13 protein-coding genes are annotated in these 14,359 nt (G+C 72.5%); 4 read left to right on the forward strand and 9 right to left on the reverse strand.

The window, feature by feature from the left end; translation table 11 throughout:
* Positions 1 to 12: 12 nt before the first annotated feature.
* Entirely contained in the window at positions 13 to 888 is an 876-nt protein-coding gene (gene purU / locus K7G61_RS05170) for a formyltetrahydrofolate deformylase (RefSeq protein ID WP_225845396.1), read from the reverse strand.
* 177 nt (positions 889 to 1,065) lie between these two features.
* Positions 1,066 to 1,512: a hypothetical protein gene (locus K7G61_RS05175; protein ID WP_225845397.1), complete on the reverse strand. Its 447-nt coding sequence runs from the start codon at positions 1,510 to 1,512 to the stop codon at positions 1,066 to 1,068.
* Between the two features lie 160 nt (positions 1,513 to 1,672).
* Here K7G61_RS05175 and K7G61_RS05180 point away from each other — a divergent pair, with 160 nt between their 5' ends.
* A complete protein-coding gene (locus tag K7G61_RS05180; protein ID WP_374204059.1) occupies positions 1,673 to 2,935 on the forward strand; it encodes an ABC transporter substrate-binding protein in 1,263 nt (420 codons plus the stop codon).
* 235 nt (positions 2,936 to 3,170) lie between these two features.
* Here K7G61_RS05180 and K7G61_RS05185 read toward each other — a convergent pair whose 3' ends face one another.
* Both K7G61_RS05185 and K7G61_RS05190 read right to left on the reverse strand, forming a co-directional pair.
* Positions 3,171 to 4,724, reverse strand: a complete 1,554-nt coding sequence (locus tag K7G61_RS05185; protein ID WP_225845400.1) for a hypothetical protein — start codon at positions 4,722 to 4,724, stop codon at positions 3,171 to 3,173.
* Positions 4,725 to 5,036: 312 nt separating this feature from the next.
* Positions 5,037 to 6,416 (reverse strand): transcriptional regulator, encoded by a 1,380-nt coding sequence (locus tag K7G61_RS05190; protein ID WP_225845402.1) that lies wholly within the window; start codon positions 6,414 to 6,416, stop codon positions 5,037 to 5,039.
* 348 nt (positions 6,417 to 6,764) lie between these two features.
* Between K7G61_RS05190 and K7G61_RS05195 the strand changes: the two genes are divergently transcribed.
* A complete protein-coding gene (locus K7G61_RS05195; RefSeq protein WP_225845574.1) occupies positions 6,765 to 7,379 on the forward strand; it encodes a bifunctional DNA primase/polymerase in 615 nt (204 codons plus the stop codon).
* Positions 7,380 to 7,664: 285 nt separating this feature from the next.
* Positions 7,665 to 7,844, forward strand: a complete 180-nt coding sequence (locus K7G61_RS05200) for a hypothetical protein (RefSeq protein ID WP_225845403.1) — start codon at positions 7,665 to 7,667, stop codon at positions 7,842 to 7,844.
* 205 nt (positions 7,845 to 8,049) lie between these two features.
* Here K7G61_RS05200 and K7G61_RS05205 read toward each other — a convergent pair whose 3' ends face one another.
* The 3 genes from K7G61_RS05205 to K7G61_RS05215 form a co-directional block, all read right to left on the reverse strand.
* Entirely contained in the window at positions 8,050 to 8,538 is a 489-nt protein-coding gene (locus tag K7G61_RS05205; protein ID WP_225845404.1) for a hypothetical protein, read from the reverse strand.
* A 273-nt stretch (positions 8,539 to 8,811) separates the two neighbouring features.
* The gene (locus K7G61_RS05210) at positions 8,812 to 9,816 is read right to left on the reverse strand and encodes an alpha/beta fold hydrolase (RefSeq protein ID WP_225845405.1); all 1,005 of its coding nucleotides are present in this window, start codon (positions 9,814 to 9,816) and stop codon (positions 8,812 to 8,814) included.
* Between the two features lie 358 nt (positions 9,817 to 10,174).
* A complete protein-coding gene (locus K7G61_RS05215) occupies positions 10,175 to 10,867 on the reverse strand; it encodes a metal-dependent transcriptional regulator (RefSeq protein WP_225845406.1) in 693 nt (230 codons plus the stop codon).
* Positions 10,868 to 11,007: 140 nt separating this feature from the next.
* Here K7G61_RS05215 and K7G61_RS05220 point away from each other — a divergent pair, with 140 nt between their 5' ends.
* Positions 11,008 to 11,805 carry an SIS domain-containing protein gene (locus K7G61_RS05220; RefSeq protein WP_225845407.1) on the forward strand — a complete coding sequence of 266 codons (798 nt, stop codon included), beginning with the start codon at positions 11,008 to 11,010 and terminating at the stop codon, positions 11,803 to 11,805.
* Between the two features lie 66 nt (positions 11,806 to 11,871).
* Here K7G61_RS05220 and K7G61_RS05225 read toward each other — a convergent pair whose 3' ends face one another.
* On the reverse strand, positions 11,872 to 13,239 hold the full coding sequence (locus K7G61_RS05225; RefSeq protein ID WP_225845409.1) for a PAS domain-containing protein: 1,368 nt from the start codon (positions 13,237 to 13,239) through the stop codon (positions 11,872 to 11,874).
* Between the two features lie 418 nt (positions 13,240 to 13,657).
* Positions 13,658 to 14,293 (reverse strand): pyridoxamine 5'-phosphate oxidase, encoded by a 636-nt coding sequence (gene pdxH, locus K7G61_RS05230; RefSeq protein WP_225845575.1) that lies wholly within the window; start codon positions 14,291 to 14,293, stop codon positions 13,658 to 13,660.
* Between the last annotated feature and the right edge of the window lie 66 nt (positions 14,294 to 14,359).

Below are 14,359 nucleotides of genomic sequence, written 5' to 3' on the forward strand. Positions count from 1 at the left end.
CGGGCCGGGCGGTCAGGCGAAGACGACCGTACGCCGCCCGTTGAGCAGCACCCGGTGTTCGCTGTGCCATTTCACCGCCCGGGCCAGCGCCTGGCACTCCACGTCCCGGCCGATGGCGACGAGCTGCTCCGGGTTGACCTCGTGCCCGACCCGCTCGACCTCCTGCTCGATGATCGGACCCTCGTCGAGGTCGGCCGTCACGTAGTGGGCCGTCGCGCCGATGAGTTTCACGCCCCGGGCGTGCGCCTGGTGGTACGGCTTGGCGCCCTTGAAACTCGGCAGGAAGGAGTGGTGGATGTTGATGATCCGGCCGGACAGTTTCCGGCACAGGTCGTCGGACAGCACCTGCATGTAGCGGGCCAGGACGACGAGTTCCACGCCCTCCTTCTCCACGATCCGCAGCAACTCCGCCTCGGCCTCGGGTTTGTTGTCCCTGGTCACGGGAATGTGGTGGAAGGGCACCCCGTAGGAACCGGCCAGCTCGCGGAAGTCCGTGTGGTTGGAGACGACCGCCGCGATCTCCACCGGCAGGGCGCCGATGCTGGTTCGGAACAGAAGGTCGTTGAGGCAGTGCCCGAATTTGCTCACCATGAGCACGACCCGCATCCGCTCGTCGGACGGGTGGATCGCCCAGTCCATGTGGTACGCGTCGGCCACCGCCGCGAAGCTCGCCCGCAGCTTGTCGGCGCTCACCGGCGGCTCGGCCGAGAAGTGCACCCGCATGAAGAACAGCCCGGTGTCCTGGTCGCCGAACTGCTGGCTGTCCACGATGTTGCAGCCGGTCATGAACAGATAGCTGGACACGGCGTGCACGATGCCCTGCTTGTCCGGGCAGGACAGCGTCAGGACGTACTGCGGGTCGGCGGTCTTCGACTGCGCTTCGCTCACGACGCCAGCCTTACACACCGACGCGGGGTCCGGCGCCCCTGTCCGCCGTATGGAATGCCGCAAGGAACGGTGCAGGGAACGCCGTAGGGAGCGGTGCAGGGAACGCCGTATGGAAGGCCGTAGGGAACCCAACGGGAAACCCCGTCGGGAACGCCGTACGAAGCGCCGCGGGAGTCCTCAGGCGGACCGGGTGTAGATCGCCAGCACCTCGAGCGAGCGCGGCTGGGCGTCCGGGTCGTCGCCGTCCGCGGTGGCCAGGCGGACGTGCGCCTCGCGCGCGGCGCGCACCGCCTCCGGCCAGCCGTGGTGGTCCAGATACGCCTCGGCCGGCGCGTCCGCGCCCACCTGGTGCAGGATCTTCAGCACGCGCAGCACCGCCACGTCGACCAGCGCGGCCTCCTGCGAGTCGCGGAAGATCGTCCCCACGTACTTCTCGGCCGACCAGTTGTCGAGCCAGGTGTCCTCGACCAGGCGGTACACGGCGTCGGTGACGTCCCCGTACCCTTGGCGGCCGGTCCGCCAGACCTCCTGCTGGAACACCGGATCGCTGATCATGTGCAGCGCGGAGCGCACATTGCTGCGCCAGCGCCACCACGGCATGTCATTGAGCGGCATACCTCCCATCGTGGAGGAGGGGCGGCCACGACGGGAAGCTTTCTCCGAACCTTGCACAGCGCCCGATCGTACGCAATCGAACGCCGCCACCCGCAATTCACCTGAATGTGACTCTCCGTTTCCGTTCGCGCACCCCCGCGTTGGGGGTGGACCGGAATCTTCCCGGTACATGACCGAACGGCGAGGGCGCAGGACACGTTACGTCGCCGCCTCCTTCTTGACCGTCGCATTAGCGCTGGTGAGCGGCTGCGGAATGCTTCCGGGGAGCGCGGGGGGCTCCCCGGACACCATTACGGTGATGACCTGGGCACCGGTCAACACCAAGGCGACGAACATGCCGGGCATGCCGGCGATGGCGGAGGCGTACGCGCGCTACATCAATGACCAGGGAGGCCTGAACGGGCACAAGCTCAAGGTCCTCACCTGCAACGAGCGCAACGACTCCGTCGCGGTCACCGACTGCGCCCAGCAGGCCGCCGCCGCGCACGCCGTGGCGGTGGTCGGCTCGTACAGCGAGGAGGGCGGCAGCTTCACCACCGCCCTGGAAACGGAGGGCATCCCGTACATCGGCGGCTACGGCATCACCCAGGACGAGTTCCAGAGCCTGATGTCCTACCCGGTGAACGGGGGCCTGCCCGCGCTGCTGGCGGGCAGCGGACGGCAGTTGGCCGCGCTGTGCAAGAAGGTCGCGCTCGTCCGACCCGATTCGATCACCGGCGATCAGTTCCCGCTCTTCCTCGACCAGGGCCTGAAGATGGCCGGGCGGTCGGCGGCGACCGACATCCTCGCCGCCGACGACGCCACGGACTACAACGCCGCCGCGGAGCGGGCCGTCGGCAACAACAAGTCCTCGACCTGCGTCTCCGCGGTGCTCGGCGATCACACCAGCACCTTCTTCGACGCCTTGCGGCGGGTCGGCCCGGACGGCGACCGGCCCAAGGTGCGGCTGTCCTCGGTGATCGGCAGTGTGCAGCAGTCCATGATCGACGCGACCGGCAGCACCGACAGTCCGCTGGAGAACGCCTACATCACCGGTTGGTACCCGCCCACCTCGGACCCCAAGTGGAACGAGATGAAGTCGGTGATCAACAAGTACGCCTTCGGGGACGACCGGATCGACGTCGGCGACCCCGGTGTGCAGACCACCTGGATCGCGTACACCGTCTTCGCCAAGGTGGTGCGGTCGATGGACGCCAAGACCCGCGTCACCGCCGACACCGTGCGGCATGCCATGGACCACACCAGCCACCTGTCCACCGGCGGTCTGACCCCCGACCTCGGCTGGACCGACAGCGACGTGCTCCACGTCCCGAACCACACGCGGATGGTGAACGCCAAGGTCACCTACCAGGTGATCCGGCAGGGCCGATTGACCTCCGCTCACCCGGGCTTCGTCGACCTTACCGCGACGCTGCGCAGCCAGGACTTCTGACCGCATCGGGCCGCCGCCATTGCGGCGGCCACGACGGCGCGGGGTACGACGCCTCTTCCCGACGCCCTGGCCGCCGCAATGGGCGCGGTCGCGGTCGCGCCGCGCTGGCGTCGCACTTGTCGCGGCCGCGCCCGTCGCAATGGCCGCGCCCGCGCTCGTCGTATGGGTTGCGAACGGCCGGGCCGCGGCAATTGCCGCGGCCCGGCCGGTTGTACCGAACTGTCCGCCGAACGCCTCAGAGCTGACTGAACTGCCGCTGTGTGAGCCCGTACTGACGGGCGATCGCGTTCCAGAGCCGCACCGCGCGCTTCTTCTCCTGGGTGGCGGTGCCGCTCTCGCGGTTGGCGGCCAGTGTCTCGTCGGTGGAACGGGCGTGGCCGCCCTTGCAGACCTTGTGGTCGTGCTCCGCCTGGCCGGCCCAGTTCGCGTAGTGGCTGTCGGCGGCGGACGAGGCCTGCCACGCCTTGGTGAGGGCGGCGGTCAGGTCGCCGTGGTTGGGCAGCTTGTCCACGGACAGCGAGCCGAGCTGGGTGATCAGGCCGTTGCGCTGGCCGGAGGCGGACCGCAGCGCGGAGGCGGCACCGGGCAGGTCCCCGCAGTTCTTGATCGACTCGACCGCGTTGACCACCGAGGCTCGGCTGTTGCCACTGGTCTTCAGCAGCGAGTCGAGTGCCTTCGCCTGCTGCTCGGCCGCATTGTCACCGTTGGAGCCCGTGGTGCCCGCCGTGCCGCTCGCCGACGCGCTCGCGCCGGCCGACGGGGTGGACGACTTGTCGCCGGCGTTGTCCGCGCTGGCCTTGCCGCCGCTGTTGAGCAGGCCACCGACGACGAGGCCGGCCACCACGCACCCGGCCACAACGATCCCGATCAGCACCTTGGGCGACAGGCGGCGACGGCCGCCGGCCGCCGGCTCGTCGTCGTACGCGTACCCGTTGTCGTACCCCTGCTGTCCGTACGGCGGACCCTGCTGTCCGAACTGCTGCGGTCCGCCGGCGGGTATGCCGCCGGGCACCCCCGGGTGCTGCTGCTGGGACGGCGGCTGGATGATGCGCTGACGTATCGGCGCCGGGCCAGGGACATCACTGCGGAACAGGTGGTCGTAGTCGCTGTCGTGCTGCGGTCCGGCCTGCTGCTGCGGCTGTCCGTCGCCGTACTCCTGGCCGTAGCCCTGCTGCGGGTACTGCTGCTCGTACGGCTTCGACTCCTCGAAGATCGACAGCGGCAGCGCCTGGGTGGCGTCGGCGGCGCCCGGCGGCTGCGCGGCGGCCTGCGGCACGTACGGTCCGCCCGGATGGGCACCGGGCGCCGGCGCCTGCGGGATCTGCTGGGTCTCGGGGACCTGGTAGGGCCCCGGCTGCCCGGCGGCCTGGTGAGCGGTCGGCGGCATAGGGGGCGCCTGCGGAGGCAGGGGCGGCAGCGGCGGTACGGGAGCCGCGCCCGGGCCCTGCTGCGGCCCGGTGCCGGGGTACGGCGGCAGCATCTGCGTGGCGTCAGCGACCGGCGGGGGCCCTCCTGGGCCGGCCATGGGTGCGGACGCCGGGCCGGGCCCGGTGCCCGGGTACGGCGGCAGCATCTGCGTCGCGTCCGCGGTCTCCGGCGCCTGCTGCCCCGGCTGCGCCTGGAAGGCGGGTGGGTCCGCCGGGGCGCCGCCCCACGGGCTTCCGCCGGCGGGGCGTACCTGCTCCCCGTACGGCCCCTGCACCGGCTGCTCGGACTGGTGCTGAGCCGAAGGGAGCACGACGCCCCGGTACGGTTCGGGCGAGTCCTCGCCGCGTCCGCTGCTGTGCATCGCCGCTTACTCCCTCTACCCCTGCCGTCTGAACCGTCCGCCAACGCTACCGGGTTGTCCCCTGCCTGGACCACGTACCCGAACGAGTGAGCGCTACGGCACATCATGGGGCAGCGACCGCCGCGGCCCCTTGGACCGTTGCTCCGGGGCCTGCCCAGCGCTTTGGCCCGCCTCGTGGGCGAACGGTGACGGTCAGGTAACGATTCCGTGCGGACGCCCGGCGTCACCCGATGATTCCCCGGATGACGCCTCGCGCTCGCCTGTACGACGACTGGTGCTCGCCCCTGCGGCGGCTGGGGTCCCCATTTCCGGTCAGGCCGCCTCCTGTTCCTCCAGCCGGGCACCGAAGTCCCGTACGACCGGCTCCGATTCGTACGGCGCCAGGCGGCGGCGGAAATCGTCCAGGTACTCGGCGCCCCGGTTGGAACGCAGACCGGACAGCAAGGTGACGGCCTGGGTGCCGGTGTGGCAGGCGAGTTCGAGCTCCCGCTGCTGCACCTGGGCGTCCGCCAGCAGCAGCAGATCTATCGCGCGGCGCCGGGTTCGCCCTGCCGGGTGGGCGTCGAGGGCCTCCTCCGCACTGCGGGCGGCGGGGCCGGCCTGGCCCAGGTCGCGGTGGCAGTGGGCGAGTTCGTCGGCGAGGTACGCGCGGTCGAAGTGGGCGATCCAGTCAGGGTCCTGCTCCGGGTCGGACCGCTCCATGGCATCGGACGCCTGTGCGGCGACCGCGGCGAACGCCCGGGCGTCGCCGAGCAGCGCGTGGCCGCGGGCCTCGGCCGCGTAGAACATCGCCTCGACGGTGGGCGTGACCTGGCCGCGGGCGCCTTCCTGGGCGGCGCGGGCGAGTTGGGTGATCTCGCGCGGGTTGCCGAGGGATGCGGCGAGGTGGCTCATGCTCGCCGCCAGGATGTAGCCGCCGTATCCGCGGTCGCCCGCCGCCTGGGCGAGCCGCAGCGCCTGGATGTAGTAGCGCTGGGCCAGGCCGGGCTGCCCGGTGTCGACCGCCATGTACCCGGCCAGCTCGGTCAGCCGCGAGACTGCCGAGAACAGCTCGCGGCCCACCTGTTCGCGATAACTGCCGGCGAGCAGGCCGGACACCACGCTGTTGAGGTAGTGGACGACGACCGGTCGGACGTGGCCGCTGCCGAAGCGGTGGTCGAGGTCGGTGAGGGCGACGGTGGTGGCCTTGACCGCCTCGACGTCCGCCATTCCCACCCTTGCGCCGCCGTTGCGGGCCACGCCCTGGTCCGGGCGCGTGATCAGCCAGTCGCGGCTGGGCTCGACCAGGGCGGAGGCGGCGACGGTCGAGCCGGTGAGGAAGTCCCGGCGGCCGACGTCGCTGCGCCACAGCTCGCAGACCTGCTCGATCGCTCCCAGCACGGTCGGGGCGAAGTGCAGTCCGATGCCGGTGGCGAGGTTCTTGCCGTTGGCCATGCCGATCTCGTCTATCGACACGGCGCGGCCGAGCTTGCGGCCGAGTGCCTCCGCGATGATGGCCGGGGCACGGCCGCGCGGCTGCTGGCCGCGCAGCCAGCGCGCCACGGACGTCTTGTCGTACCGCAGGTCGAGGCCGTGTTCGGCCCCGCACATGTTGACCCTGCGGGCCAGCCCCGCGTTGGAGCAGGCGGCCTCCTGAATGAGTGCTTGAAGCCTCTCGTTCGGCTGCCGCGCCACAAGCGGTCTTGCGGCCATCGGATCCCCCCTCCTCGTCCTCGACCTGTCCTTTCCCACCTGGAGCACAACGAACGCCCCTTATGCGGCAATTCACTCGCAGGTGGCAGTGACTCACTGGTGATTACCCCTGTACGGGCCGCGTCCTCGCGCGCGCCCCCGTCCGTGCTCCCGTGCGCCCGCCGTGAACCGCGACGCGACCCCGGCCCGTAACCCCTGTGGTGCGAGGGAGTTGTGCAGCACGTGGAAGACACCCTCGGAGTTCCGCGGCAGCTCACCGGCCATGGAACCGGCCGCGGCCCGGTGACCGGGCCCCCGCTCACCGACCGCCGGGCACTCACCGAACGGCAGTTCCTCACCGATCACCGACTGCTGGACGCGGCGGTCCGGTACGCGGAGGAGCGGCACTGGGACGTGCTGGCCGGCTGCTGGCTGGAGGCGGGACCCGACGGCGCCCCGCGCTGCTCCTGCGGCGCGCCCGGCTGCCCGGCTCCGGGCGCCCACCCGGCCGGACCGGACTGGGCGACGCAGGCGAGCGGCAACGCGGCGGCGGTGCGGCGTATGTGGCAGCGGCAGCCGCGTTCATCCGTGCTGCTGCCGACCGGTCGCGCCTTCGACGCGATCGACGTCTCCGAGAGCGCCGGCCTCCACGCCCTGGCGCGGATGGAGCGGCTGGACCTGCCGCTCGGACCGGTCATCTCCACCCCGACCCGCCGGCTGTTGTTCCTCGTCCTGCCCGGATCCGCCGCCAAGGCCCTCGTTCCTTCGGCCCGGACGGGCCGACGGGCCGCCGCTCTCGACTTGGCGGTGCGCGGCGACGGCGACTGGGTGATCGCCCCGCCGACCAGGATGGGCGGAGGAGGCGTCGGCCAGTGGGCCCGCGAGCCCACCACCCTCAACCGCTGGCTGCCGGACGCCGGGGAACTCCTCGGGCCGCTGGCGTACGCGTGCGGGCGGGAGGCGGCCGGGGCGCGCGGCCGCTGACGGTAACCGGACGGGCGGACGACCGACGAAGACGGTTGGCGCGCGTCCCCGGGACGGCCTCGGGACGGCCTCGGAGCGGCTCGGGCCGTCGCCGGCTCCGAGCGGCTCAGATCTGCTCCGAGCGGCTCGGAGCGGCTCGGTCCCGCGAGGTTCCGCAAGCGCCACCGGCACCTTCGCCGGGGTCCGCTACCCGTACGCGGTGTCGAGGGACAACCCGTTCGCCAACGCCGCGCCGGGCCAGAGCGGGCTGGCCGCGCTCAACCTCCTGCGGGCACGCCGAGCGGCATGGCGCCGTGCCTGGCGGTGCTGGGACTCACCCTCTCGCTCCACCTCACCGGTCACCTCGGACCGCTGTGGACGGTGCTGCCGGTCGAAGCGGCATACGGGGTGGCGGTCGCGGCGGCGTCCCTGTGGTTCACGGCACCGAGGCTGCCGGAGATCCTGGCTGTGGTCGCGGCGTCCTGACACGTGGCGGGTCGACGCATCGTGTGCGGCGGACCGCCGGCGGCGAGCCGCCACAGGGCGTACGGCGGACCGGCAGCGGCCGGAGGGAGCGCCGGCAGGGGACCGCCTTCGACCACGCCGAAGAAGGCGGGGCTGCTGGCCCGGACCCCGAGCCGCCGCCGACGGCAGCCTGCCTGCCGGGGACGTCCTCCCTCGGCGACACGCGTCAGTCGCCCGGCAGTCCGGTACGGGTGAATGTGTCGCTGAGGCCGCCGGACCACTTCACGGTGAGCGTCCTGCCGTCGCTCGAAAGATCACCGTGGCCCGCGGTCCGGTCCTTGTCGCCACCCACACAGGTCAGCACCAGGTCGATGCCGTTGTGCTCGGTGTACGTGCCCGCGCACAGCGAGGTGCTGGTCAGGCCGGCCTTGCCCTTGCCCAGGACCAACTGGACCTTGGTGCCGCCCCGTACGGCCAGCCACACTCCGCCGACCCCTTGGGCCGCGCCGCCGCCCTTGGTCGGGGAAGCGGTACCTGTGGCAGTTCCCGTCGGGGACGACGTCGCACTGGGCTGGTCGGCCGACGCGGTGGCGCTCCGGGTCGGCTCCTTCCCCTGGCCGTCGCCGCCACCGCTGCAGCCGCTGAGCGTCAGCGAGCCGACGGCGGCGACCGCGGCGAAGCCCGCTCCCGTGAAAGTCCGACTACGCCAACGCACCTGTTCTCCCCCCATGTCGTGAAGCGGAACCAGCGCACCGCAAGTTACCAGCCGGTCGTCCGCGCGGGCCCCGGTGGAATGCACTTGCGCCACACCTGTCGCAGGACCGTGACGACCGTGATGCCCGGCGTACCGTCGGCGGCCGCGCGCCGGCCGTCTCGGCTCGGTCCCGCCGCCGGCCGCCCGCCCCGCATCTCGGCACCGCTGCTCGCCGGCCTCGCCGCCCGCGCCGTCAGCCATGACCGCCATCCGCCAGTCGTCGGCCGCCGACCATCAGCCGTCACCACCGCTCGCCACGGCGCCCGAACCCGAGCTCTGCCGCTCCGCCTGCGCACCGCTCAGGAAGCGTTCGACCGCGTCGTACCAGAGTTCCGGCTGGTCCCACGGCACCAGGTGGCCCGCGTCGGCGATCTCGGCGTACTGGCCACGCGGCAGGACGCGGACCATCTCCTGCGCCTCCGCGCGGCCCAGCTCGCCGTCGAGCCCGCGAACCACCAGGGCGGGACAGTCCACTTGGGCGAGGTCGTCCCAATGGGCGTCGCGTATCCAGGGATCGCGCGAACGCAGCAGGTGGTGCGGGGAACTCAGCGGACGCCAGCCGTCCTCGCCCTCCTCCATGACCTCGGCGAAGAAGTCGCCGCGGACCGGATTCGGCGCGTCGGCCCACGGGTCGTCCGCGCCGAACCACTGCCGTACGTCGCCGAGCGTGGCGAACGGCAGCGGCCATGACCGCAGCCAGTCCTCCCATTCGCGCTGTCCGGCCTCGCCCACGGCCGAGGCCCGCATGTCGCAGATCACGACCGCCGCGACGAGGTCGGGCCGGCGCACCGCCGCCTTCCAGGCCGTCAGCGCACCCATGGAGTGGCCGATGAGTGTGACCGGGGCCAGCCCCAACTGTTCAACCGCGGCGATGGCGTCCGCCGCGTACGCGTCCGGCCCGTACGGTCCCTCCGGCTTGGCGCTGCGGCCGTGGCCCCGCTGGTCGAGGGCGATGGCGCGATAGCGCGGGGCGAGACGCCGGGCGGTGGCGGCCCAGTGCGAGGCGCGGCCCAGCAGCCCGTGGAGCAGCAGGACACCCGGCCGGTCGTCGGCCGTGCCCGCCGCTTCGGCCGGCTCCGCGGCACCTGCCGCGCCCAGCTCACCGGCGGTTCGTGGTCCGGACGGGCCGGACGACCCGGACCGTCGGGCCCCGCCGCCGCGATCCGCGCCCTCCCCCGCGTAGTCCCAGGCCGCGAGCCGGATGCCGCCCGCTCCCCTCACCTCATACCGCCGGATCATCTGCCACACCTCCTTCCATCGGCGTTCCGGAGGTCCACGCTATCGAACTTCTATTCGAACAAGGGGTGGGCGCGACCAACACCGCTCGTTCGAGTGACAACGCTCAAGGATTGGCAGGCCGGACCGAGGGGAGGACTTCTCCGGGACGCGGCGCGAAGGGGAAGCGGGTCGCGGGGAGCACTCGGGAAGCTCGGGGTCCCGGGTCCTCCAAGGGGGACATCAGGGGAGGGACAGGGAGGGATGGGCCCCGGCGCCGTCATTGCGGCGCCGGGGCCGAAGAAGGTGCGCACGGCGGAGCGGCGCTGGTCCATGTGGCGCGGGTCCACGCGGGGCGGAGCCGGGCGGGTGCGGAACGCGCCTACCGCTTGGCGACGAACACGTGGGAGGCGATCTCGGCGTCCAGCTCGGCGGCCTCCCCGCCACTGCCGACGAGCACCCCGCCGGGAGATTCGGTGACGCTCACCACGGCGCCCGGCTGCACGCCTGCCCGCCGCAGCGTGTACATCACCTGGGCGTCGGTCTGGATCGGCTCGCCGATCCGCCGCACCACCACGCTCGCCCCCGCGGGCCCGGGCTGCAACTCGGTGAGGCTGACCATGCCCTCCTCCAGGAAGGGGTCGGGCTCCCCCTTCTGGCCCAGCTCCTCCAGGCCGGGGATCGGGTTGCCGTACGGCGACTCGGTGGGGTGGCGCAGGAGCTCCAGCACCCGCCGCTCCACCGCCTCGCTCATGACGTGCTCCCAGCGGCAGGCCTCGGCGTGCACCTGTTCCCACTCCAGGCCGATCACGTCGACCAGCAGGCACTCGGCGATGCGGTGCTTGCGCATCACCCGGGTCGCGGTGCGGCGGCCCTCCTCGGTCAGCTCCAGGTGCCGGTCGCCCGCCACGTGCAGCAGCCCGTCCCGCTCCATCCGCGCCACCGTCTGGGAAACGGTGGGACCGCTCTGGTCGAGCCGCTCGGCGATTCGGGCGCGCATCGGGACCACACCCTCCTCCTCCAGCTCCAGGATGGTGCGGAGATACATCTCCGTCGTGTCGATCAGTCCGGACATGCGCGCCCCTCGTGTACTCGTGCGTGGCCCTGCGACAATTCTGACCCATGCCGCTGACAACGGATCCCGGCGCGAGAACCCCGCACCCTCGCCGGGCCTTTTCTTGACACCGGACACGGCCGGGCCGCACGGTGATCGCCATGACCGATCCCGCCGACGGCCCCGCCGGCCCCGGGGGCTCCGCGCCCCCTGACGACCCCACCGACCGGTACTTCGGCGCCGCCATTGCCCTGCTGGGCCGAGTGCGGGACGAGGAGCGCGCCGGGATCCGGGCCGCCGCGACCGCTGTGGCGGACGCCATTGCTGCGGGTGGCCGGGTGTTCACCTTCGGCGCGGGCCACTCCTCGCTGCCCGCGCAGGACGTCGTCTACCGCGCCGGCGGCCTGGCGCTGATCAACCTGCTCCCGGTGCCGGGCGCGGTCGGCGTCGACGTGGTGCCCGCCACCCTGGGCAGCGCCCTGGAGCGGGTCGAGGGCCTGGCCACGGCCGTGCTGGACACCAGTCCGGCCCGCGGCGGCGACGTCCTTTTCGTGATCTCCCTGTCCGGACGCAACACCCTTCCGGTGGAGATGGCACGGCACGCCCGCACCCTGGGCCTGACGGTGATCGCGGTGACCTCGGTCGCGTACGCGAAGGACACCCGCTCGCGGCATTCCTCGGGCACGTTCCTGAAGGACAACTGCGACATCCTGCTCGACTCCAAGATCCCGGTCGGCGACGCCGAGCTGTCCGACGCCCGGGTGCCCGCCCCCTTCGGCCCCGCCTCCACCGTCGTGACCAGTGCCTTGATGCAGGCGGTCATGGCCACGGCGGCCACGGACCTGGGGGCCCGCGGCATCACCCCGCCGATGATCCGCTCGGGCAACGTGGACGGCGGCCTCGACTGGAACGCCCGGGTCTTCGAGGAGTACCGGGACCGGATCTTCTTCCACCGCTGAGCCGTCGGCACGCGCCGAACCCCGGGTTCCCTGGCCCCCGCCGTCCGGTCGGCGTCCGGAACCCGCTCAGCGCCCCTCCGGGCGGCCGCCCAGCGGTCCGCGGGCGGCCTCCGCGAGGTCCAGCGCGGCGGCCACCCTGGCGGCGACGTCCTCCGCATAGGCGGCGTCCGACCGGTCGAACTGGCCGCGCCCGGGCCGGCGCAGGAAGGTGAGCGCCCCGACCGTACGGCCGCGGCTGCGCAGCACCGTCGCAAGCCCGTGCACGCTCCCGGCCGGCCACCGCCTGGCCGCGGCCCACTGGTCCGCGCGAGCCCGCGCCGACGGGCCGTCCGCGTCCTTTGCCGCGAAGCTGGTGCGTACGGTGCCCAGGCGCTCGACGGCTTGGAGAACGGGATGTGCCGCGGGGTAACCGACCGGGATCCCGCTGCCGGCGACCGGCTCACCGGGGCCCGGCTCGCCGTCGGGCGTGGCCGCGGCACGGGTCAGCCGGCCCGCCTCGTCCGCCAGGTCCAGCAGGGCGTGGTCGGCGAACCCGGCGAGCGCGAAGTCCAGGTGCAGCGCGGCGGCCTCCAGCGGGTCCTCGCACTCCGCGGCGGCCCGGTCGGCACGGTGCAGTTGCTGGTAGCGGAACCGAAGCCGGGACCCCTCCTTCTCGGCCGCCTTCTGCCTGGTGACGTCCGAGAACAGCCAGCCCACGCCCAGCGGCACCGGCTCCTCGCCCAGCGGCGACCCGAGCCGCACGAAGCCGCTGCGCCAGCAGTGCAGGGTGCCGCTGTCGTCGCCGCGCAGGCTCACCCACAGCTCGCTCGCGGCAGGCGGCGCCCCTTCGGCGAGCACGTGCTGCAGCGTGTTCTCCAGTTCCTCGACGCCTTGGCCGAGAAGTTCGCCGAGCGGGCGGCCCAGCAGCGCCTCACGGCCGGCCCGCAGCATACGGGCGGCCTGGGCGTTGGCCAGCGCGGGCCGAAGATCGGCGTCGATCAGCACCACGCCCCAGGAGGCGTCGTCGAACAGGGACTCGCTGAGCGCGATCGACCGCTCCAGGTCGATCTGCGCGTGCACCTCGGAGAAGGCGCAATAGACGCCGCCGGGCCGACCGTCGGGTCCCGGTACGGCCGCGGACTGGGTGCGTACCAGGACGCGGCGACCGTCCTTGGTCAGCAGCGCGAAGTCGTGCACCTGGCGGCCGGGCGCGTCCATGGCGCCCATCAGCCGCTCCTCGACCTCCTTGGCGTCGGCCGGGCGCGCCGCCCATCCTTCGAAGCCGCGGCGGCCCACCGCCTCGTCGGCGCTCCAGCCGAGTATCCGCGCCGCCTCCGCGTTCCAGTGCGTGACGACGCCGTCGCGGTCGAAGGCGCACAGACCCGCCTCCATACCGTCGAGCAACGCGGCCAGCAGCTGCTCGTCACCCTTGGGTTGCGCGTCGAAAGGCTGCACGTCACCACATTCAACCCTCGTGTGCGGTGAGTCACACGAGATTTCCGTAAATAACTTGTCCCACCCCCGAATCGCTTCTTACTGTGGCGGCACACAGAAGGGAGGTGGTTCGAAGCATGAGTTGCACTCGGACACGTGAGGTGACTGCGGGCTAGCTCCGCGCACTCGGTGCGCGAGGCGCGCCAAATCCCACGCAGTACACCCGACCCGCGGGCTCGTCGGATTTGTCCGGCCGGTGCTCGAAGTCACCAGGCTTCGAGGAGCAGTCCGCGGGTCGTTTCTTTGCCCGCCGCCTTGACGCGGGCCCACCCGCCACCTGGATGCGAGTGATCAGCCGCCACCTGGATGCGAGCGGTCGGCCGCACCCCGGGACGCGGCCACCCCGGGGCGGCCGCATCGGACGCGGCTTCCACACCCGTCACGGCGCCAGGCGCTCGACCGTCCACCCGCCGTCGACGCGTACGTACCGGAGCCGGTCGTGGAGGCGGTTCTCCCGGCCCTGCCAGAACTCGACGCTGAGGGCGGTGACGCGGAACCCGCCCCAGAACGGCGGCACCGGTACCTGGCCGCCCTCCGGCCAGCGTGCGGCCACCTCCGCGTACCGCTCCTCGATCACGGTCCGGGACGGGACGACCGCGGACTGTTCGCTGGCCCAGGCACCGAGCTGGGAGCCGTGCGGGCGGCTGTGGAAGTAGGCGGCGGTCTCCTGCGGCGGCACCCGCTCCACGATCCCGTTCACGATGACCTGGCGCGCCACGGGGTGCCAGGGGAAGAGCAGCGAGGCGCGCGGGTTGGCGGCGAGCTCGCGGCCCTTGCGGGAGCCGTAATTACTGAAAAAGACGAATCCGCGCTGGTCGTAGCCCTTGAGCAGGACCGTGCGGGAGCTGGGTACGCCGTCGGCGTCCGCCGTGGAGACGACCATGGCGTTGGGTTCGGTGATCGCGCCCGTGCCGGTGGCCTTCACCGCGTCCGCGAACCAGCGGGCGAACTGCTCGTAAGGGTCGTCGGCCAGGTCCGCCTCCGCCAGCCCGGCCGCCCGGTACTGCCGGCGCATGGCCGCCGGGTCGTCCTGGGGTACCGTCCGCGCCGCCGCCTCTTCGGGTTCTCGCACCCGCACATC

The organism is Streptomyces sp. HPF1205 (assembly GCF_020400825.1).
GTDB lineage: Bacteria > Actinomycetota > Actinomycetes > Streptomycetales > Streptomycetaceae > Actinacidiphila.